This window comes from endosymbiont of Galathealinum brachiosum (assembly GCA_003349885.1).
Lineage (GTDB): Bacteria > Pseudomonadota > Gammaproteobacteria > SZUA-229 > SZUA-229 > SZUA-229.
Window position 1 is genome coordinate 43,536 of sequence record QFXC01000002.1, and the last position, 21,800, is coordinate 65,335.

Consider the following 21,800-nt stretch of genomic DNA (forward strand, 5'->3'; position numbering starts at 1 on the left):
GATAAATAAAAACGTTCTTCAAAGTCATTTTGTTTATATTACGACTATTATTTGTAGTAACTGTGTACAGGTCATAGCTACCCTGTATAACCGCTGGTATACACGAATACCTAACTATGAATTATTAGATTAATAAAGGATGCAATCAAATGACTAACATCGAAGATCTGCTAGGTAAAGAAGCAAAGTCCCTTCTCTCTCATACCTGTAATGGAATACCCAAAGCTAATATACATATTCCGGGACCCGATTATATAAATAGAGTTGTTTCTAAAAAAAACCGTAAACCGAGTGTATTACGAAATCTAAGCGCACTGTATAACCATGGCCGACTAGCGGGCACGGGTTATTTATCACTGTTACCGGTTGACCAGGGCGTAGAATATTCTGCCGGCGCTTCATTTGCACCTAACCCCGCTTTTTTTGATCCTGAAAACATAATTGAATTAGCCATTGAAGGCGGTTGCAATGCAGTCGCGTCAACAATGGGTGTACTTAATTCAATTGCCCGTGACTACGCACATAAAATCCCTTTCATTGTTAAAATAAATCATAATGAATTGCTTACCTACCCGAATATTTATGACCAGACTTTATTTGCCAGTGTTAACCAGGCCTTTGATATGGGTGCTGCAGCAGTCGGTGCAACAATCTATTACGGCTCGCCTGAGTCACGTCGACAAATACAGGAAATATCAGAAGCATTTGAACATGCACATGAACTCGGTATGGTCACCGTATTATGGGCTTACTTGCGTAACAATGCATTTAAAAAAGGTGGTAACGATTACCATGTTGCCGCCGATCTTACCGGGCAGGCAAACCACCTTGCCGCCACAATTGACGCTGATATTATAAAACAGAAACAGGCACAGAATAATGGTGGATTTAATGCCATTAATTTTGGTAAAACCCACCCAGATGTATACAACAAACTGACCAGCGAACACCCTGTTGACCTGGTTCGTTACCAGGTTGCCAACTGTTTTATGGGGCGTGTGGGTATGATTAATTCCGGCGGCGCATCAGGTGATGATGATTTACACCAGGCGATACGTACTGCGGTAATAAATAAACGGGCCGGCGGCATGGGATTAATCTCAGGCCGTAAAGCATTTCAGAAACCAGTGAAGGATGGCATTCATTTACTGAATGCTATTCAGGATGTTTATCTATCCAGTGATGTAACTATTGCCTAAGTTGTTTTATTAACACACTAAATTGTAAACAGATCAGATTCTCGTACTATTTAATATTAATTAGATGTATTAATATATAGATTAACAATAAACCTGTGTTTTTATGGTTTATTGATATAGATAAATAAACTATAAAAACACAACCACTATATTAACAGTGTTCACAATTACTTTTTATATAAAATATCAGGGGAAATGACTATGCCAACTGTAAAAAAACCTGCCGTTAAAAAGAAGACTGTCGCGAAGAAGAAGACCGTTACTAAAAAGAAAAAAGCGATAACAAACCGTAAAGCGGCTCAAAATAAACGCAAAGCTTTAGCTAATAAGCTGAAAGATGATTTAAAAACCACTAAAAATGCACTCAAATTTGCTAAAAAAGCCGCTAAGGAAGAACTTAAACTTGCAAAAGAAGCAGCCAAAGCTGAAATTGATGTATTAAAAGATCAACTTAAAGCCACATTAAAACGTGAACAGGCACTACTTCAACTTGGAGAAAAGAAAGCCAAAATGATGTTGGCAGCTGGTGAACGCTGGGAAAAACAACAAATTGCTAAAATCAAAAAACTGGCTGTAAAAAAACGTCGAAAATAAATATAAAAAAATCAGGGTCAGACAGTAATTTTCGCTAACATTAGAAAACACTACTCTCTAACCCTGTTTTTCGATTTTCCATCGACCCCATTAATTATTTACCCTTTTAATTTCTTAATCATATGGCAAAGAAGCTGTTAATAACTTAATACTCTATCAATATATTTATTAATATAGAATGTACGGGCCACCAGCAATCGCAATAACCACACAAAGCCCTAGTAACATATTAATTAAGCCTAGAATACGTATAACACGTAAATGCCCCTCTGCTCTCTCATGCGCATGACTTTGAATAGAACGCTTGAATTTCTGGTAAAAAATAAAATATATCAATAAAAAAACGACTATCATCAGCACGCCCAAACATGCCATTACAAGAATATAAACAGGAGCATTCATAAAATCATTAAAACGGTAAATAAGCATACCAATCCCCGAGCTCAGCAAGGTCAATACAGCCAGCCATACCCAAAAGAAAAAAGACTTTAGAATATTAACCCACACTGCAAGTTGCTGCTCCTGGTCCAGCATGCTAATTGCAGGTCCTGACACCACTATAAGAAAAAACATTCCTCCAACCCATATATTAATGGCTATTAAGTGAATGATGATAGCTATAGCATTAAGCATAATATTTACCTAAATGAATAATTATAGGGGCGATGATAAATTATAACGACAATAATTCTCAGTTGTTACCTACCCATTTTATTTCCATATACATTATATAAATCACTAATATCATCAATACAATTTGATAATAATTGGTGCAAGAGAAAAACATCCACTGCTATTAATAATAATTTCGCTCTGACACCTATTAACTAATTTAAAATAATTATTTATCTTTTACTCTGAACTCAATCATTATTTAAAAATTTATACGTCATGTTTTTTATTTGTAAATTTAATAATTAACCAGGTTGAGCTTATAGCAAATATCAATATAGCCGCTGCCGCTACAACATTACTTAACAATTGCGGTGACACAACTAACAACGTTCCCAACATCAGCATCATTACACCTGATAACAATTTTAATACAATGCCTTCCTGTTGAGATAATTTTCTTGAACCCAGTTTTATAGTAAATAAAACAACAATAGCTAATAAAGGCAATATATAAACCACGTTATACAACATTAGATATAAGTAATAACTTTCTACAGGCAATGATTTTAACGTCAATATTCGGGTGTACACCATCGGAAAGCCAGCCGTGCATAACAATTCATAGCTATTTGCCACAATAGCTAACACGACTGTAGCCAGAACAACTACCACTATTGAATCAAGACGTAACAGGTATCGGATACGATCAAATATTTTAGGCTTTGCATTTTCAGACAAACTTAGTGATACACCTTTTTTAAACCAGAAATAATCTTTAATATTTATAAGTGAAATAACAATAGCAACAGCACCTGCTATTAGTGTAATTAGACGTAATTCACCTAAATATATAAACAGGTTAAGCCAGGCAGACATAAACAGGAAATAGATAGCGCCTGAAAAGAACACAAAAATACCACCTATCAATGCCATTCTGCTCCGACTCTGACCATGAACCATCATACTCAGCAAAAATAACAAAACAAAAAAAGCACAGGGATTTAATGCATCCATACCTGCAATAAAAATGGTTAACATCAGTAGTGAATAATCATCTGTTGATATATCACCCAATATAGGAATATCAACTGATGTTAAATATTTTGGATCTAATACAAATTTAGTTGTATTGTCTGGATTATTTTCTTTGGCAAATTGATAACATGCTTGCAAATAAGATTTTAATAATTTACCTGTTGTAGCTTTACTATCATAACCACTAATCAAATTTCCACAAAACATAAACGTGGGTACGCTGCGCGCATCATTTCCAAACCTTTCAGCCATATCAATATAGGTTTGTACATTTTCTGGGTAATTTACTAATTCGAGTGAATGTAATTTTAACCAGGGAAGTTGCTGATCTATTTCATCAATATCAGGCCGTGCTACCTGGCAATGGGGGCATTTTTCTGACCAGAAAAAATATAAATGAATAATTGGCTGATCATTTGTGTTTTTCTCATACCAAAGGGGTTCATCTAATGCAAATGCATCCGCCACTGGCAACATAAGAAAAAACAGCATTAATAGATAACTAATATTTTTTTCTATTCTATTCATTACCTTTCGTTTATCCATCATTATTAGCAATAATTTCTATAATCATGCTAACAAAGCACGGGAGGTATCTCCATCAAATATTTTGTGATCCTGATAATTCTTCTCACACCTGCAGCTTGTTATGCTGAGTCTCAAGGTATTGTGTTAAAAGGAGACTTTCCCCTATAATCGGTCAACTCGACTCATAACAACCCGTCCTGGCCCAATAGTAGACGCCTGAGTATTAAAGGGGGCGTGACAATTGTAAATACTAATAATTATCAGCAGTCACCGACCCCATTAATTCACCTCATATTATTATATTATGTCAGCGCAAAAACCGTGACATAATAACCTTATGTTACTAACCACTACTCTAGAGACTCTGAAGTGAAACAATCTATAAAACCCAGAACAAAGGCCACTGCCCTGCAGGCATTCTATGGTAATGCAATCTTACGATTAAGGTGTGCTGATAATGCGTGAGCCAATACGACTGGATAAACGTTGTGTTGAGCTGTTTGATTGCTCACGTGGCGATGCAGTGAAGTACATTCAAGGTGGCTGGGTGCTGGTAGATGGCGAAGTAGAAGAACGCCCTCAGTTTAAAGTGCAGAATCAGCAGATAGAACTGCATGAAAATGCGTCGTTAGAGCCAATTGAACCGGTAACGCTACTGCTCAATTTGCCCGATGGGTTTGGTACCGATGATTCAACTGAAATGCAGCAATTAATCACCACCGAGAGCCATTGTGATGAAGATTACTCCGGTGTGCACATGCTCAACAAACATTTTTATGATCTTAAACCCGCTTCAATTCTACAGAATGGAGCTTCGGGTTTAATGGTATACAGCAAAGACTACAAGGTGATACGCGTACTACTTGAAAATGACAAAAAGAAAGAAGAGGAATACATCGTAGAATTTAGTGACGAGTATACGTCCGAGACACTAGAGAAACTAAACTGGCTTGCGCATAGTAAAGATGAATCACTTCCTAAATACAAAGCCAGCAAGCAAAGCGAAAAATGCATGCGTTTTGTAATTGAGTTTGCAGACCCCGATCAAATTGAAACCCTGTGTAAACGTTTCAACTTAACTATTGTAGCGATGAAACGGATTAGAATAGGTCGGGTTTCTATGAAAAAATTACCGTCTGGTCAGTGGCGCTATTTATCCAGAAAGGCTATGTTTTGAGAATATAACTCTAAGAAGAATTGGTATTGGAGTGCACACTCTCTAAACATTAGAAACAATTGTGCTCTGGACTTCCCCCTATTATCTTACGCGCTAATGGGTGTTGCTGAGATTAATACAATTATTCAGTAAATTAGGATAATTCCTTAAATTGATTGTAGGCTTTTTCTAGTCGATCATCTTTTACTTTATTTAAACTAAAAATGGTATCGCATTTATCTGCGGAAGCAAAATCAATCATAATTATATTCGGAAAGAAAGCTTTCATACGCATTTTTTGATTAGATTTTCGTTTCAAAATTTTATCCAACGAGAGCTGATGATCGATAGATGCCTCCAGGCCACAGCGCCACAGCTCATCCATTTTATTAACGCCTGTATTCTTCGACCACAGCAGATTATTTCTGCTCTTGATACTGCTAAGTGATCCCGTAGCAGTCCAATACATCATACCTAATACATAGGGTGATTGAAGGTCATCGGCATTAGCCATTTGTAACATAAGCTTCTTTTGCTTTTTAAAATTTTCACTCATTTTGCTTTTATTTGTTTTCCAGAAAGCCCCAGCTGATGTTCCGCCTTTTCCAAAATATTGAAGCCCTTTGTAACCAATAGTATAGGCTTTAGCTGGCCCCTTTTTAGCCTTAAGAGACCTAAAGCCCAGGATGCCATCTTTAGCACCTTGCGTTATATCTTTAAGGGCTTTATCGTTAAATACGCAAATCACTTTTCTAGAAACTTCGTCAAGTGTAAGCCTGCCGAAATCTTTACCCTGATCTACAAATATACTGCTACCAAGAATATTGATACAGTAATCAGCTATCAGCTGATAGTTTGTACACTTATCAAACTTTAAAATAAGAAACTCTTTTGAATTACCACGAGTAACAAATGATTTTGCCTGTTTAAGCATGTTGGACAATTTAAGTCCCGTCACTCCATACTTCATACCACTACTAACATTAACACTGTAGTCATCCTTGGCATGGCTGCTTTGTAGCTGGACATTAGATGTACTTTTTCCTTTACCATGGTATCCAACTAATGAAGCGCCGTTTTTACCACCCTGAGCAAGAATACGTAGATCAAATAGACGAATACCGGCATTTGCTTGTTTCCCTATATCGAGATCCTGTGTTTGAACAGCTTTACCCCCATTTGTGATAGAGGCATCATGACTTCCTGCAAAAATAATTTCGCTTAATCGCTTACCGCCGCCTAGTTGGTGATAGTTAATTCCCATAATTACATCCTTTATTTATGTCAATTTTTATGGATTATAGTCCTTTAAATGAAAGAGGAGCTAATTTTTAATCCCTCCTTTCCTTTTTTCACCTTTTTCAAGGCTGCACTCCACCACAAGCCTATACATCCCTAATATGAATGCCGTACTCACAACTTCAGAGCAGCAAAACTGGCTTGCACATAGCAAAAACGAATTACTGCCAAAATACAAAGCCAGCAAGAAAAGTGAAAAATGCATGCGTTTTGTAATTGAGTTTGCAGACCCCGATCAAATTGAAACCCTGTGTAAACGTTTCAACTTAACTATTGTAGCGATGAAACGGATTAGAATAGGCCGGGTATCTATGAAAAAATCACCTCGGGTCAGTGGCGCTATTTATCCAGAAAGGCTATGTTTTGAGAATATACGCCTGTTATTTATTAATTAAATAAGCGCATTAGCCCTTAAATCAGAACGGGAAATCGGAACGGAAAACAATTTTGTTTTATGCCCGACTCATAGACTGTACAATACTCACACTGCAGCAACTATATCGACACTTGAAAACCATAATATAAGTATGTTACCAAAATAAATGTACCAGTAACCTGAACTACATTAACAACTCTACCAAAAACAGGATGCACAATGTCTGAACAAATTGCCAAACAATGGCTAGAAGAAGCAATCTCTACAGCCGCGAATAAAGATCATGCTGCACATATGAATCTCATATCAAAAAAAGTGACCTTACAGGGCATGGCTGATTTTGAAAACATTGGTTATGATGACTGGGCCGCACAAACGCAACACGAATTTGAAAACAATGTATTGAAAAGCATTAGTTACAAAGGTTTTAAACCACTCAAAAGCACACAAACCCACATTATGTTTAAAACATTTGAAACGGTAGAAGCCAATGACGGCACGGTAAATGCTCAAGGCATAGAAATACTATTAGAAAAAGAAAATGATGAACAATGGAGACTGGTGCAGGAGCGGATATTACCTGAAGAAGAAGCAAGTCATGATGGACTTGTTGCTTAACGCCTTTTTTTAGGTACGTAATTCAAAATAGAAACAGGCACCACTTTTTTAACATCAAAGCCCTCGAATTCTTTTCGTACAATAATATGCCCCAGACGACTTTCGATAGCACAAAGATTTTTAAAATCATTTTTTGTTACAAATGATACAGCTTCACCGCAAGCACCCGCACGACCGGTACGACCAATTCGATGAATATAATCTTCAGTCTGGTATGGCAAATCATAATTAATGACACGAGTAAGGTTATCGATATCAATACCGCGAGCAGCTATACCTGTAGCCACTAAAAATTTTAGCTCACCTGATTTAAATTCGCCCAGCACTCTTTCACGAGAAGCCTGACTTCTGCCGCCATGAATGGCCTCAGCTTTAATGCCGCGCTTTTCAAGCTGACTAACCAGCTTGGCACAGGCATGTTTTTTCTCAATAAAAATAAGCGCCTGTTCCCATTGCAGATCTTTAATTAAATGGCTTATTAATGCAGACTTCCTGTCTTTATCTACCGTGACCAGCCACTGATCAATTTTCGGTGTAGTAGCAGACCCGGGAGATACCGATATTTCTACCGCATCGTCGTTAACGGTATCGGCTAAAAAACGCACATCATTCGTTAGCGTGGCTGAAAACAATAAACTCTGACGTTGTTCAGGCAAACGATCAATAATATTATTGATATCGTCAATAAAGCCCATATCCAGCATTCTGTCGGCTTCATCCAGCACCAGCACTTCAAGCTCATCAAAATGTATCGACCTTTGATGTGCCAAATCTATCAGCCGCCCCGGGGTGGCAACCAGAATATCAATACCTTCCAGTAACCGTTGTTTTTGAGCCTCGGTATCAACACCACCAAACATAGCCATTGAGCTAAGGTTTAAATACTTGCCGTACTGTGCAACATTTGACTCAACCTGCACTGCAAGCTCACGAGTGGGCACAAGAATGAGCGCACGTATACGCTTGCCACGCAGCGTGCATTCGGTATTTAACAACTCGAGTATCGGCAATACAAAACTGGCCGTTTTACCTGTACCCGTTTGCGCAGCGGCAACCAGATCTTTACCCGACAAGATAACCGGGACTGCCTGTTTCTGTATCGCTGTGGGCTCGGTATAACCAAGCTCATCCACCGCTTTTAAAATAGAATCACTTAATCCAGGCATTGAAAATGGCATATAAAATCTCAGGTGTATAAATAATGGAAATTAACAACGAACGGCTCAGGACACTATGGCAGGATTGTGCAAATAACTGATCGCGAGAAAGAGCAAAGACGCCAAGTATAACAGTAAGCCTTATTATTAAGTCAGCTAAGAAGATAGATACCGAAAATATTTAGCTGGGGTAAATTAGAAACATATCGCTCTTTAAAGGGTTTTATGACAATGACTGGTGTGAATATTTATCACTTGTCATCACCCCTTCAGTTTAGCGTAGAACTCTCTATTAAAAATGCTCTTCCACACGAATAGACTCGAAGCCAATATCACGTCCCACCTCGGTCACCTGCTTCAAAGTATGATAGAGGCGTTCGTGCCCTGAGTGATCAGTTAACATTTCTATTTTTCCAGTTGGTGTATGAAACAACAAATGCCAACCATTGCCCTTTTCAGATGGTTCAGCTGCCGCACCTGTCAGATGGCCAGCTTCAAATTCTGCTTGCGCATGCATAAGATCCATATCTATCTCCTGCGTTTTTTGTCATTACCTCAAAGTCTAGCGCACCCTGAATAACACCCATAATAATAAAATTTAAGCTTAATAATTAACTCTATTTATCATTTCTATAAACAGGACGAGCTGCACCCACAAACAGTGGTTTATAAGCTATAAAATAAATAGCCAAATGACAAAAGGAGATCGCTATGCAACACCAACAAACAATCGATCCTGCACGTCTTGGCCCCCTCTCCCAGCTAGTTGGTTCATGGGAAGGAGACACAGGCCATGACGATTATTCCAGTATCACAACCAACCCCGTAGAAACCAAATACCGTGAGACCACCACTTTTGAACCTGTCGGCCCTATAAAAAATGGTTCGCGTGAACTGTATGGTTTACGTTATACCACTAGCGCCTGGCCAACCGGTGAAGACAGGCCATTTCATCAGGAACTGGGATACTGGCTATGGTCTCCAAAAGACCATCAAATTGTACGTTGTTTTACCAATCAAAATGGTGTCACCATCCATGCCGGTGGTCACTGTGAAGACGATTCTCATCATATAGAAATGATGGCAAACGCAGAATCAGATGAATACGGTATTTCATCCAGCCCATCTTTAAATGAAGGTCATAAAATGCTGTCATATAAATTCGAGCTAGATATGTTAAATGATAAGCAATTTAGCTATACGGAAGAAACACATTTAAAAAATGGTGCCAATGAAGACGTACTTGTACATAAAGATAGAAATGCAATGACTAAACTTTTTTAAGCACATGACTATCTGCCTGTAACAAAGGTCACTTCACACAAGTGACCTTTTTTAATGAAGTAAATAATATGAAAATAATTGTTTTTATCATCCTGATTTTTACAATAACATTTAGTTTAAATAGTGTTGCTGAGATAGCGCCCACTAACAGCGAGCTTGAAAAATGGTTTAATAGTGATGACGAACTATCAACCGAGCATGTCAATGAAGGCGAATTAAATTTTCTGGAAAAAACCCCGGAAATACCCAACTTTCATTCTATAAATCGACTTTCTATTAGTCAGGAAAGCTTAATAACAGGCTGGGTACTACTCGAGCAATGTTACGAGAATCTTGACCCTGTCCCAGTAACTGACATTGAGTATCAATATAAATCAATACGTAATTTACGCATAACAACACAACAGAATATTGAAGCGGCAACCGTTGATAATAAGACTATTCATCTTGATACCGTAAATAAAAATGCAAAACTCTGCATTAAAGCCGAAGTAAAAATTTTAAAAAAAATGAACAACACTCATTTTAGTTTAACTAACGGTCCATTTCATCGACAGTTTCTGGATGGTTACTACCCATACCATTTAAGCCTACAGATAAATTACCCATCATCAATTCTGCAGCTTGCATCAACCTCACCCAGAAATCAAAAAGGTTTCATAGTAAAAAAAGAAGTTGATATGCTTTATATTGAAAGTCACTTCGAAGGCAAACTGATAATACATTTTATGTTTAATAAAATAATCGCTAACTCATAAAAAACGTAGCCCTACATATTATTTTTTAAAGCTGTAAGCGCCCGAAGAAAATTTTCTGAATTGTCACAGGGTATACGACAGTCGATGGTGCCCTTCCACCCCTCCTGAAAAGCGGCGGCATCTATCACTATTCGAAGTCGCGCTTTTTCATCAAGACTAATATCAAATGCCTTAAACGATTCGTGTGAGACAGGCACGTGAAAAACAGGCGGGATAACGTTTCCTCGGAAGCACGCAAAACTATTTTTTGTAAGAACAACCGAACCCATAATCAATGAGATTTTTCGGCCATAATACACATAAGGTGCACGGAAGTTTCTGTATCTAACCACAATGGACAGCCCTTCATCCTGAAGTATAATACCTTCTTTTTCCATGTCACTGCGATATCGTTCTGGGATTTTTCCAAATCCGAACCAGCGATAGAGAATCGATTTCGCCATGTATATTTCTAACCTTGTATCTGAGTTTATATTTGAGCTTAATGAATTAAACATGAGTAATCGTATTTACTGAAGAGTTATTAAGCCCTACGGGTTTTAATATCAACGACGGTATCGGATGATTTTCTCTTCAAGTGTATATTCATATCAAACAGCTCAGCAATAGAACGGCTTTGCTGTAAACGGCGTCTGAGAAATTCACGGGTATTGCGCTGATTTTGAGAACGATCCATAACCCAGTAGCTAAAGGTAAGTAGATAGAGAGACGTCAGACCTATCTCCTCAGCAATACGCGAAAGATGGGTTGTCTGGCTATGTGCTGCTTCAAGAAACCACTGCACAGTACGGCTAACCCTCAAAACACCCAGAACCTGCAAGTGTAAATGGGCAGGCTCAAGCTTATATAACAACATATCTCTGGAAACGGTTTTGTGTTTCGCAAGCTCATCTAACCAGGCCATGATAAGCGAATGAATGCGACTGGCTTTGTTCAGGTTCAGAAAATCAGCAGGTTCAGCCGTCTTCAACATGGACTGATCTGCCCTGTCATACCAGGCCTCAACCAAATCATCTTTCTGACGGTAAAACATATGAAGACGACTCAACGGAATATCAATCCGCTCTGCTACATCGTGTAACCGTAAAGACTCCCAGCCACAATTGTCTGCCAGGAGTAAAGCCGTATCCAGAATCATATCTGCCTGATTATGCGATCTGCTCATGGTGGTTAACCTCTATGCTTATATAAATAAGAATAGCTCAGATGTGATGAATAAAGTTAATGAACGGATAACTGGTTGTGCCTTAAGCGTGAATTGCTAGCAGAGCACAATACTCTCTAATATTAGAAACAATTGTGCTCTGGCATCTATTTTCAGCGAGCACTTAAACTAATTTATAGCGACTGCAATTGCCGTTTTTCACTGTATCGTTTGCATTCACTGAAGTATTTTTTTGTACTTACAGGCATTGGTGTTCTGGCACGGGTAATAAATGCAATTAACCTGCAGCCGTGCTTCATCAGATATTTAATATCGAATTCACGCATCAGTGAATGGTTTATTGCAGCCTCTTCTGTTACAGACGAAAAGTCAATAATCGCTTCACCAGCCACCACAAAGTCTGACCAGACATCCAGCACATTGTCATCAGTACGCAGGGTTTCGCATTTGTATTTAGCGGTTTGCGCATAGTTTAAAATTAGCGGCTCTAAACCGGCAAAACGGCGATCTTCTTTTATGCTATCCGTCATATATGCGGCAACCTGATCAAGATTTTTCATGGTCATTGCGATTTTTACATAACGACTTTCATAGAATTCTTCTATGGGCATAATAAATGCTTTAAAAGGTTCTCCCCAAAGCTCATCAATACCTTCATCACCATTGCGGTGTTTAACCATTTTTCCATATTCCAGTGCCTGCTGAAGGCACTTGCCACAGGTTCTCATTAAATCATTGTCTGGTTTAATTTCTACACCTTTGGCCTCCAACTCTACAAGACTGGTAAAGATGTCAGCGGCTCGATTAAACAGAGCCCCTGCTAACATGGCACCCTTTACCCGTTTTTTACTCTGATCGGTTTCTGCTTCATACACGTCAAACACTTCTTCAAGCAATCTGCCCGGAATATTAATGCCGTGTTCCATATGATTAAATAAGCGGCGTGTTAATGACTGTATCAGATCTTTTTTAGCGGTCAGGTTATCTACAGGAGGCTTATAACATTTTACCCAGTAGCCATCGTAATAGACGGAAGTAACCCCATCATTTTCTTTACGTAAGCCATTTTTTACGGTGTCTTTCATGCTTAATTCGCTATCACTAATTTTATTATTCTCTACAAACAAACCCAAACTTTGCTCATGTATTAATTATAGCGCTAAAAAATCTTCTATTGTTACTTTATCAAAGACAAAAAAACTAATTATTTAGCAGATTTAGAGTAACGAGTGATAACGGCAGTTAAGCCATTATCGCCTTCTTTGTATATTTAATTAATTAGTGCCAGAGCACAATACTCTTCAATCATAGAAACAATTATGCCCAGCCGTAAGCACTCGAAGAAAACTTTCAATATAAAACAAATAATCTGGGGGGGTTCACTCTGACACTTTTTTACTTTTTAATTTAACATCAGATTTTAAGAGTTTTTTCAAAAAACCTATATAAACAGGACTCATCCATTCGCGCCCACCAATAGCCTGATACTTCACTTCACCTTTAGGGTTTATCAAAAATGATGTGGGTAAACCTCGAGGCTTCCATACTTCGGTAACCAGCCCATCAACATCCATCAAACTATTCAAATCAACATTTATAGAACCTAAAAACTCAAAAACGGTATCTTCATCTTCAGCCGTATTAACCATTACAATTTGAAATGCTTCACCCTTCATTTTATCAGCTAACTCTTGTATCACCGGCATCTCTTCTCTACAAGGACCACACCAGCTTGCCCAGAAGTGAAGAAAAACCCAGCGCCCTTTTGAATCATTTAATTCAAATGGCTCACCATCAATATCATTTAAGGTAAAGTTTTGTGCACTACCAATATCATAATGCCGTATACCAAAGGGCACCTCTGAGCTACTTGCATTTATCGATAAGTTTACAAATACGCCAAGCACAAAAACCATTAGTGTTAATACTTGTTTTATACTCATTCTGCATTCTCTTGCGCATCTTCGGCACAATATAATTTATCTGTGGTAATCACTATTTGTTCACCTTGTTTATTCTCACCGGTCGCGAACGTTGCAGTAACGCTTATCGGCTGATCACTAAAGGGCAATAGAATATTACCCCCTTCATGCTCACCTGGCAGGTAATCCAGTGTTTCAGGAATTAACGTCCAGCGAAATGTAGACTGCTTACTCAACGGCACACCCATGTTTTGCCAGCGTTGTTTCCAGTAGTCGCGATGTTCTCGTATTATGGGTTTACCACCCGCGGTAAATTTCCAGTTACTCATATCTAACCAGATTTTTTTATTACTTGTATTGTGTATGCCAATAGTGATGAAACATTGTTGTTTAATCACATCACGCATCTCTTTAGGAAACCCACGCGCTTCATAAAACGAGCCCATTTGGTTCGCTGATCTCGGCGTAAAGTTTACTTCCATTTCTGGTGTTTTTACGATAACAGGCTGAACAGCTTGCATACTTGTAACGACTAGACCTAGTGTGATTAATTTAAACATTATTGACCGTGTGTTATGTTTATTTAAAAATTATTAAATTAATTGATGCCCACTCTGGCACCTGTTAATTATACATCTACAACTAAACTTACATCAAACCCAACTACATTCTCACCCGGATACCCCGCCTGATTTGAAAGAATCCGTGTATCACTAATAACCCTGTCTAAATTTGCATGAGTATGCCCGTAAATCCACAGGTTAATATCAAACATTTCAATCAACGAGCTTAAGTCTGAGTGAAAAGCCGCAGTCAACTCATCTACCGGAAATGCCGGATGCTGACAAACAGGATGAGGCCCATGATGAGTAACAATAACGGTTTTACCCTTAAACGGCTCAGACAGTTTTTGCTTCAACCAGTTTAATTCGATATTGTGTTGTGTGAGTGCATGGTGAGGTTTAAATTTTAGATAACGTCCATCTGAATTGAAACGTATTTTTCGATGATCGGCCAACACATTTTCTATACTCAGCATTACCCGCTCTTTTGGTATAGCCGTGAATGCTTTGTAATCTGTCCATAACGTAGCACCCAGAAACCGAACATCATCTACAATGCATTCACCATAATCTAAACATGAGACCTGTGTACCTTCACAAAGCTTTTGTATTTTATCTTTCAGGTGATTAAACTCATGCCCATAATATTCATGGTTACCTGATACATAAATAATTTTTTTAGATAACCGCTCAGCTTCAGAAATAGCCCACTCTACCCCATGAACACCTGTATCAATATCACCCGCCAATACAATAATATCTGTATCGGTTTCTGGTAAACGACCAGACCATTTATGCAAAGGGTCAAACTTACCACTTCTTAAAAACTCATTATGTAAATCACTGAGAATATGTATTTTCATAGTTATTTATCAGGTTTTATAAATAATTTAAAATTAAACGAGTTCCAGAATAGTAACTAACTACATATAATATTGGCTAGACCTGAAGCATTCTGGGTCATTTATTATGTTCGTATCTACCTGTTACAACTGTACCTACTTATTAATAAATAACTGATTGATTTCATCAGATTTAAGAATAGCCGCTAATTTATACGCTTGCCCTGTTTCCTGAATCAATACTTCAGCAGGTATACCTAAGCCTTGATGTAACTTACGAATCATACTTAAACTTAATGGTCGTTTTCCATTAAGCACTTCTGATACTTTTGATGCAGAACCAAAATATTTAAGCATATCTTTTTGCTGCAACCCCTGCTGCTCCATACGAAATTTAATAGCTTCAAGAGGCACAGGTTTATCGACAGGAAACTGTTCACGCTCATAGTGTTCAATTAGCACTGACAACACTTCCAGCTCATTCTCTTCATTAGAACCAGATGCAGGATTCAAATGCATTAATGCCATCAATCGTTCAACAGCCAATTTATGCTCAGCTTTAGACTTAATTACTTTTAGAATAGACATTAACCATCTCCTTAAAACTTTTGCTTATCATACTCAGCATGCGTACCAACCCATTCAATAACGACGATTCCATTCTGATACCTCACTTTCACTACAAGGCGATAGTGATTACCTTTAATATTAAAAATTACCCGGTTATCTGCCAGAAAATCAGCGGAGTTATACCTGTTTTTAATATCCTGCGGTGTAACCCATTGAGCTCTGTTCGCCTCATCAAACCATGCGTCTAATGCGCCTTTGCCGTGATTATGCTTTTTTGAGAACTTATCAAGTATGTCACGTCCTATGACTCTCATATAGATCTACCTTCCCATTTTGGGAATTATACACTCATTTCCCAAAATGGGAAGATTAAATATAATTTATGTCCTTAGATTTAACTTATTTATAACCTCTAAGCTAACATATTGATATATATGGATTATATTTCAAAGTTAGCGATATAAATCTTCAGCTTTAGCAAGTGAACCGTATATAAGCACCAGTACTATTTGCTCATTTACTGACGTAATGCTGCCTTAATTACATCTACAATGGCAAACGTTTTTCGAATCATATTTAACAACTCACTGTAGGAGTTATCTTCAGATGACGATACAAAAGCGATGCGAAGCGAGCCATGTAACTTACACAACACACACCGCTTAGTAACAACCATCACAACTCATAACAAACCCCAGTCTCTTTAACCTCCCCACTCCCATCACCACCAACATCATCACGCACCAACTGCTGCTCAATAAACTCATCAAGCGCATCACCATGCACCAGATAAACCCCTTTACGAAGCCGATACAAAAACCGCGTGCGACTCATTTCAACCCGCCCTGGCTCAATAGTTGAAGCCGGTAAAAATGAATTATTGTAATCAGTAGTCACATCAGAAAAATAAGCCTTAAACTGTTTAAGCGTAACCACCACACCCCTGTCTTCAATAGAACCCAACTCCCCCTTAACCACCGCATCTAAAAACCGCTGCTTTAAAGTGATGATAAATCCTTATCAAATTTAATTACCAAACTCACAACACACAACTCGCACCTAAACCCAACGCTTCACTACTCGTTCCCACGGTCCCCCTTGGTAACGCATACCAAACTCAAAGTACGATACAAACCCAAAACATCATTCCTTCTCCTTACCACCCACCTGATTCATCTCAAAAATTCCACTAATAATTTCCCCCATCACCCACAAATAATTATCAACCTGCTCATGAAACACATCAGGGTGAACATCATCACCACAACACACAGGTTTAAACACAGGCGGGTTATCAAGCAAATGAACAAGATGCCCCGTATAACGAATCAAGCGCACCTTATACTGAGTATCATTAAACCTGGTGGGTAAACCTTGCTCATCATCCACATCAAAAGAATGAAACCGCAACGGAATTTCAACCAGCTTAGCTGGCTTAGAAGAAGACTTTTCAAATTGATCATCACACATAAAAACACTCCCTATTAAAAGTTAACCATCTCTTGTAGGTGCTCCTTCAGGTGCACATCTTTTGTAGTTTCATAACCATTATGTTTAGTGCACCTAAAGGAGCACCTACAAAGTAAAACGTCATACCTGCGAAGGCAGGTACCCAGCGACTTAAAATCAAATATAAAAGGAAACCAGAACCCCAAACGAGGCTCCAGCAAGTTCAACCACCCATGACTAATACACACTGCCAAAACACAAAACCCACCCACAGCAAAACCTCAACAACACACAATCTCGCAGTCGAATTAAAGCAGGCCTGATCAAAAAACGAACAATAACGCCCGTGGTTTCCAATAAACCGAACAGATAAAGTGAAATCAAAGAATAAAAGCGCCGAAACTCACCTGAGAATACAGAAAAATGCACAGGTAAAAACGCAGGGTGTGAAGAAAAATAACGGATTGCCGAAAAAAAACTACCGGCAATAGGGTGTCCTAGCTTAGAATGTGTCTCAGCCATATTCAACTCGTTATAGTTGGTTGTGGTTAGCAGGCTTTCGGTGTTACAGCACCTTGGGTCTGCGATTTTTTATTTTATAAAGTTAGTTAGCCGATAGATCTCTCCTGTTGTTTTCTGTAGTTATTAAAACCACATATATTAAAAATAGATAATGAAGCGCACGTTGTTAATGCTCGCTTATTGAGTGTATGCAAGGTGGAAGATAGTTGTCAAATTAATATTTTATAGAACTACAGATGTGATTTTATACTTTTCAGACTACTACTTAAAATCATTTATATTTATAAGCATTAAGAAAATAAACATGAAGCAACTAACGTACTACTTGAAGCTATCATGACCCTATATATTTATTTACTTACACTAAAACAGGTTAAGTTATATTATGACTTGAAGGCAATGAGACTTGATAACGAGAGCCAACTTTGAAATATTCAATACGCCCTTCATTAACTAACTTTTCCATCATTACCGACATCAACCAGCCTTTCTGACCATCTTCTGTAGGACTATAAGACAGCAAATCAAGACCAAGATCTTTTTTTAGAACAGCGGCTTTAACTGAAGCTTGACCATCATTAGATTGCAATCTAATATAATCTATAATTACGTCACCAATAGAATTAAGATGATTTTCTATATTTTTCTTATGATTCACTCAACACCTTCCAATCCTCTTCATTCGATTTATACCATCCATTTATTACTTGCTATTTATAGAACAATGCTCAACACATCCTATTATTAGGAATAATTTCGTACTGACAATTGATAATGGCATATTGAAATTTAAAACCATAATAATTTTCATTCTGAACTGCCTGATAAATTGTATTCTAATTAGATTTAGTTTATAAACTTTTTAAAATCCGACTGAATTTTTAATAGCTGCATTCGAAGTCGCTTAAACTCATCAAAATTATATTCTTTTTCATCACCACCATGTGAATGCAGAATCAATTTACCTTCATCTGTTAGCTTAGCATGTTGATGTGCCAATTTATTCCTTTCTGATTGTGTTTTACATAAATTGGAACCTTCAGACAAAAACTCGTGCTGAGCCGATCCTTCTTCAAAGAGCTTTTTGAAGGCAACACGAATAACTTGAAATTCAGTCAAAAAAGGATCCTTAATTGCATCTTCTACACATGTTATTTTTTCAACTTTTACGGATTGATTAAAAACTTTATCTTTTAATTTCTCCTTTATATATTCTAGGAGCTCAGACCGCTTAATAGGATCGAGTGCTGTACATGCCTTGTTAAAGGAATCTCTCATTTTTACATCTGTGTGACTCATAGATGACATAACCACACCACGGATATTATTAATATCTGATATTTTTTTTATATGATCTTCAATTAAAGCCTCAACTTGATCATTAAATATTTCTCTATCAATAATAAAGACTCCATCAACCTTAGAATCATAAAGTTTTTTTCTAAGGACATTTTGCTTGGTTCCACTATAGAATATTAAGTCAGTGTAAATCTGTCTACGCAACTCCTTCGCTATAGTAAGCCCATCCTCACTATCACCGCCCAGATCATAGTCAAATATAATTAAATCATAAGGATTATAATTAGATAATGTTGATGCAAGCTTTCGAATATCATCATAACTAATTTTTGTTTCTTTTTCTATTTCAGGAATAAACCCGTGAGAGGAGACAAAATCCTCAACATTAGAAACTGATTCTTTAACGTTTTCAAACTGATCTTCAAACCATAATATTTTATATGTTAATTTCATAATTTTTTTACATTTATAGTTAACCCTAACCCTCTATCAGGTTGATTATCTGATAGAGATATTTCACCACCCATTTTTTCTAACTGTTTTCTTATATGATATAAACCCAAACCAGAGCCTCTTGTGGTCGTATATCCTTTTTCAAATATTCTCTGTGGTTCGATTACTTTACTATCTAAACCGTTACCATTGTCAACCACTTCAATATTTAACACATTATTTAAAGCAGAAGAAATAATAAAATCAACCCTTGAAGCACGTGCTTTATTCGAATTATTCACAATATTATCAAGAATAACACCCAATTCTATTGGTGTGAAATTTGTAACAAATCCTTTTGTATTATTAATAACATTTATATTAATACCATGGTGATATGATGTAGTTATTTTATCTAGATATTGTTCAATATGTTGACATATATCAGCATGTACTTTTTCTGAATCTAACTTATAGTTAGCTAAAGTAGCGAACCTAGAGGTGGTGATTATTTTTTCAATTAACACCAATAGCTCATCAAGAATATCTCTAACTGTATCACTAGAAATTTCTTCAGTTTTATTTAAAGAGAAATACTTCCTAAAGGCATTTTTTAGTTTTTGTCTATTTTCAACAGCGTAAATGATAATTTGGTGCATAAAGCTCTCAAGCTGATCTTTATCACGTGATTCACTGGATGTTAAATATAAACTCCTCTTTTTCTCGTCTTCGTAAGCCGTGCTAATTTTTTCTTTTTCAGTCTCAGCAGCAACCCTTCCTTGGCGTTCAGAACTCTCTCTGTGTTCAGCCTTTATTCGCGCTTCAATTTCTTGCTCTGCTATCTTTAAAGCGTCATCTTTTTCTTTCTCTAATTTCTCATACTCTCTGCGTGCAGATGAAACAGCTTTTTTTAAATTCACATCATTTGAGTCTTTAGCAAGTGACTCTAAATTATTAATTGATTTTTCAAAATATACTGATTTTTCATTTAATACTGAAACTATATCTTTATTATATTCAAGAAGATCGAGGTTATCAGACTTTGAAAGACTTTCAATCAATTTGATGATTTTCGTTCTATTTTCATCAAGTCCAAGTCGCTCAGCAGTCTCATGTATTTTATCTAACTTATCTTTCCAATTCACGCCCACCACATAGCTTTCGAAACGTCTAAGGCATTTATTTTTAACACACTCCTGCAATTGATCTGACGCGATAGTTTCTACCAAACCTTTATCTCGACTAGAAGATTCTTTAAATTTGAATTCTTCTCCAGCAATATCAACTCGACCCAGTATATCTCGTGTACCTAGATAACGACTGTATCCTTGTTGTTTTCGAACATCGATTTTCCAATAATCATTACCTGGCTCACCAACAGGAAATACTCTAAAGCCATTACGAAACAAAAACAAAGAACCAAAACTAACTACAGACAAAGCCATTTGTTTTTTAAATGTTAATTTTGCAGAATTATTCAAATAAAACAACTGACAATTAAAACCGCTATCTAACAATTCATCGTATTCAGGTATTTTTTCTCTAATTTTATATATCAACGTACCACGATCAATCAGATCACTGTAAAGCCAACCATCAGACTTAAGATAAACATGCAACCATGTAGTTTTTTCCCTTAAAGTTTCAAGAATGTAGTTTTTAACAATTCCATTTACTAATTCTGCCTGTCTATTTTTATTACCCAACTTCTTTTTTTCTTTTAAATCACCACTTTCTTCCAAACTACTATGCAAGAAAACATCTAAGCTGTTGCCATCTTCACCAAATGGATTAATTAACTTAGTAAGATGTCTTTTAAGTGATAATAATTTTTTTCTGTCCCATGATTTTTTTTCTCTTAAATTTGAAATCTCTACTACTACACCACTACTAATAGCGTCAACTTCTTTAGGAAAATCAAAGTCTTCAGATTCATTATGAAAAACAGCGATATCGCCAAATAACTCAGTAGAATCTTTTTCAAAACTCCCCCAGTCGACATCTAAAATATCAACATGATCCATACCCTTAGTTTTTGCCTGAATCCTAAGCTCACCACCTAATCTATCACATGAAAAACGACCTACTCCCTTGTTTCCAGCATATGTTCTATTTTTATCTTGATCCTCTGTCCCATCTCTTTTTGCTGAATAAGCTACAAAAAGCCATTTATTAGTAAAATCATCAAAATCCATTCCTTTACCATTATCAATCACATAAATTTTTTCGACATCTCTTCCATCGTATTTAAATACTATATCCACACGGCTAGCATTTGCATCAAATGAATTCTTTACCAACTCAAATATTGCAACGTAGTCATTAGTAATAAGATCACGTCCAATAACTGATTTTAAAGAAGAACTTACTTTAAAATTCAATAACTCTGTCAACTTATATACTCCTTAGGTTTCTGT

At 37.0% G+C, this 21,800-nt stretch carries 25 protein-coding genes; 7 read left to right on the forward strand and 18 right to left on the reverse strand.

All coding sequences use genetic code 11. The features are described from left to right. The first annotated feature begins 149 nt into the window (after positions 1-149). Both DIZ80_00265 and DIZ80_00270 read left to right on the forward strand, forming a co-directional pair. Positions 150-1,199: a class I fructose-bisphosphate aldolase gene (locus DIZ80_00265; GenBank protein ID RDH85945.1), complete on the forward strand. Its 1,050-nt coding sequence runs from the start codon at positions 150-152 to the stop codon at positions 1,197-1,199. Between the two features lie 201 nt (positions 1,200-1,400). After that, the gene (locus DIZ80_00270; GenBank protein ID RDH85946.1) at positions 1,401-1,793 is read left to right on the forward strand and encodes a hypothetical protein; all 393 of its coding nucleotides are present in this window, start codon (positions 1,401-1,403) and stop codon (positions 1,791-1,793) included. A 168-nt stretch (positions 1,794-1,961) separates the two neighbouring features. On the opposite strand, the gene DIZ80_00275 is transcribed toward DIZ80_00270, so the two are convergent. After that, positions 1,962-2,426, reverse strand: coding sequence for a hypothetical protein (locus DIZ80_00275; GenBank protein ID RDH85947.1), 465 nt, complete (start codon positions 2,424-2,426; stop codon positions 1,962-1,964). 249 nt (positions 2,427-2,675) lie between these two features. Next, positions 2,676-3,971, reverse strand: coding sequence for a hypothetical protein (locus DIZ80_00280; protein ID RDH85948.1), 1,296 nt, complete (start codon positions 3,969-3,971; stop codon positions 2,676-2,678). Positions 3,972-4,428: 457 nt separating this feature from the next. On the opposite strand from DIZ80_00280, the gene DIZ80_00285 reads away from it, so the two are divergent. Beyond that, positions 4,429-5,148: an RNA-binding protein gene (locus DIZ80_00285; GenBank protein RDH85949.1), complete on the forward strand. Its 720-nt coding sequence runs from the start codon at positions 4,429-4,431 to the stop codon at positions 5,146-5,148. A 133-nt stretch (positions 5,149-5,281) separates the two neighbouring features. Here DIZ80_00285 and DIZ80_00290 read toward each other — a convergent pair whose 3' ends face one another. Further along, complete coding sequence (locus tag DIZ80_00290; GenBank protein RDH85950.1) at positions 5,282-6,391, reverse strand: hypothetical protein; 1,110 nt, start codon at positions 6,389-6,391, stop codon at positions 5,282-5,284. A 136-nt stretch (positions 6,392-6,527) separates the two neighbouring features. Between DIZ80_00290 and DIZ80_00295 the strand changes: the two genes are divergently transcribed. Together DIZ80_00295 and DIZ80_00300 are read left to right on the forward strand one after the other, a co-directional pair. Next, complete coding sequence (locus DIZ80_00295; GenBank protein ID RDH85951.1) at positions 6,528-6,821, forward strand: hypothetical protein; 294 nt, start codon at positions 6,528-6,530, stop codon at positions 6,819-6,821. Between the two features lie 200 nt (positions 6,822-7,021). Continuing rightward, positions 7,022-7,420 (forward strand): hypothetical protein, encoded by a 399-nt coding sequence (locus tag DIZ80_00300; protein ID RDH85952.1) that lies wholly within the window; start codon positions 7,022-7,024, stop codon positions 7,418-7,420. On the opposite strand, the gene DIZ80_00305 is transcribed toward DIZ80_00300, so the two are convergent. After that, a complete protein-coding gene (locus tag DIZ80_00305; GenBank protein ID RDH85953.1) occupies positions 7,417-8,598 on the reverse strand; it encodes a DEAD/DEAH box helicase in 1,182 nt (393 codons plus the stop codon). The two genes, DIZ80_00300 and DIZ80_00305, sit on opposite strands and share 4 nt — an antisense overlap. A 271-nt stretch (positions 8,599-8,869) precedes the next feature. After that, complete coding sequence (locus DIZ80_00310; GenBank protein ID RDH85954.1) at positions 8,870-9,103, reverse strand: hypothetical protein; 234 nt, start codon at positions 9,101-9,103, stop codon at positions 8,870-8,872. A 185-nt stretch (positions 9,104-9,288) separates the two neighbouring features. Here DIZ80_00310 and DIZ80_00315 point away from each other — a divergent pair, with 185 nt between their 5' ends. After that, a complete protein-coding gene (locus DIZ80_00315; protein ID RDH85955.1) occupies positions 9,289-9,861 on the forward strand; it encodes an FABP family protein in 573 nt (190 codons plus the stop codon). Positions 9,862-9,929: 68 nt separating this feature from the next. Further along, positions 9,930-10,619: a hypothetical protein gene (locus DIZ80_00320; GenBank protein ID RDH85956.1), complete on the forward strand. Its 690-nt coding sequence runs from the start codon at positions 9,930-9,932 to the stop codon at positions 10,617-10,619. Between the two features lie 11 nt (positions 10,620-10,630). Here the strand turns inward: DIZ80_00320 and DIZ80_00325 are convergent, their stop codons facing one another. The 13 genes from DIZ80_00325 to DIZ80_00385 form a co-directional block, all read right to left on the reverse strand. Beyond that, positions 10,631-11,062, reverse strand: coding sequence for a hypothetical protein (locus tag DIZ80_00325; GenBank protein ID RDH85957.1), 432 nt, complete (start codon positions 11,060-11,062; stop codon positions 10,631-10,633). Between the two features lie 80 nt (positions 11,063-11,142). After that, a complete protein-coding gene (locus DIZ80_00330) occupies positions 11,143-11,784 on the reverse strand; it encodes a TetR family transcriptional regulator (protein RDH85958.1) in 642 nt (213 codons plus the stop codon). A gap of 173 nt (positions 11,785-11,957) precedes the next feature. Next, on the reverse strand, positions 11,958-12,869 hold the full coding sequence (locus DIZ80_00335; GenBank protein RDH86154.1) for a hypothetical protein: 912 nt from the start codon (positions 12,867-12,869) through the stop codon (positions 11,958-11,960). A 294-nt stretch (positions 12,870-13,163) separates the two neighbouring features. Then, positions 13,164-13,727, reverse strand: coding sequence for an alkyl hydroperoxide reductase (locus tag DIZ80_00340; protein RDH85959.1), 564 nt, complete (start codon positions 13,725-13,727; stop codon positions 13,164-13,166). Next, entirely contained in the window at positions 13,724-14,227 is a 504-nt protein-coding gene (locus tag DIZ80_00345; protein RDH85960.1) for a hypothetical protein, read from the reverse strand. The genes DIZ80_00340 and DIZ80_00345 overlap by 4 nt, the downstream gene beginning before the upstream one ends. Before the next feature lie 107 nt (positions 14,228-14,334). Then, positions 14,335-15,132 (reverse strand): metallophosphoesterase, encoded by a 798-nt coding sequence (locus DIZ80_00350; protein RDH85961.1) that lies wholly within the window; start codon positions 15,130-15,132, stop codon positions 14,335-14,337. Positions 15,133-15,267: 135 nt separating this feature from the next. After that, complete coding sequence (locus DIZ80_00355; GenBank protein ID RDH85962.1) at positions 15,268-15,699, reverse strand: hypothetical protein; 432 nt, start codon at positions 15,697-15,699, stop codon at positions 15,268-15,270. Positions 15,700-15,710: 11 nt separating this feature from the next. Continuing rightward, positions 15,711-15,995, reverse strand: a complete 285-nt coding sequence (locus tag DIZ80_00360) for a type II toxin-antitoxin system HigB family toxin (protein ID RDH85963.1) — start codon at positions 15,993-15,995, stop codon at positions 15,711-15,713. 361 nt (positions 15,996-16,356) lie between these two features. Next, the gene (locus DIZ80_00365) at positions 16,357-16,659 is read right to left on the reverse strand and encodes a hypothetical protein (protein ID RDH85964.1); all 303 of its coding nucleotides are present in this window, start codon (positions 16,657-16,659) and stop codon (positions 16,357-16,359) included. Between the two features lie 165 nt (positions 16,660-16,824). After that, positions 16,825-17,151, reverse strand: coding sequence for a hypothetical protein (locus DIZ80_00370; GenBank protein ID RDH85965.1), 327 nt, complete (start codon positions 17,149-17,151; stop codon positions 16,825-16,827). Positions 17,152-18,025: 874 nt separating this feature from the next. Continuing rightward, a complete protein-coding gene (locus DIZ80_00375) occupies positions 18,026-18,310 on the reverse strand; it encodes a hypothetical protein (GenBank protein RDH85966.1) in 285 nt (94 codons plus the stop codon). Between the two features lie 188 nt (positions 18,311-18,498). Then, a complete protein-coding gene (locus DIZ80_00380; protein ID RDH85967.1) occupies positions 18,499-19,404 on the reverse strand; it encodes a hypothetical protein in 906 nt (301 codons plus the stop codon). Continuing rightward, complete coding sequence (locus DIZ80_00385) at positions 19,401-21,776, reverse strand: ATP-binding protein (protein RDH85968.1); 2,376 nt, start codon at positions 21,774-21,776, stop codon at positions 19,401-19,403. The genes DIZ80_00380 and DIZ80_00385 overlap by 4 nt, the downstream gene beginning before the upstream one ends. Between the last annotated feature and the right edge of the window lie 24 nt (positions 21,777-21,800).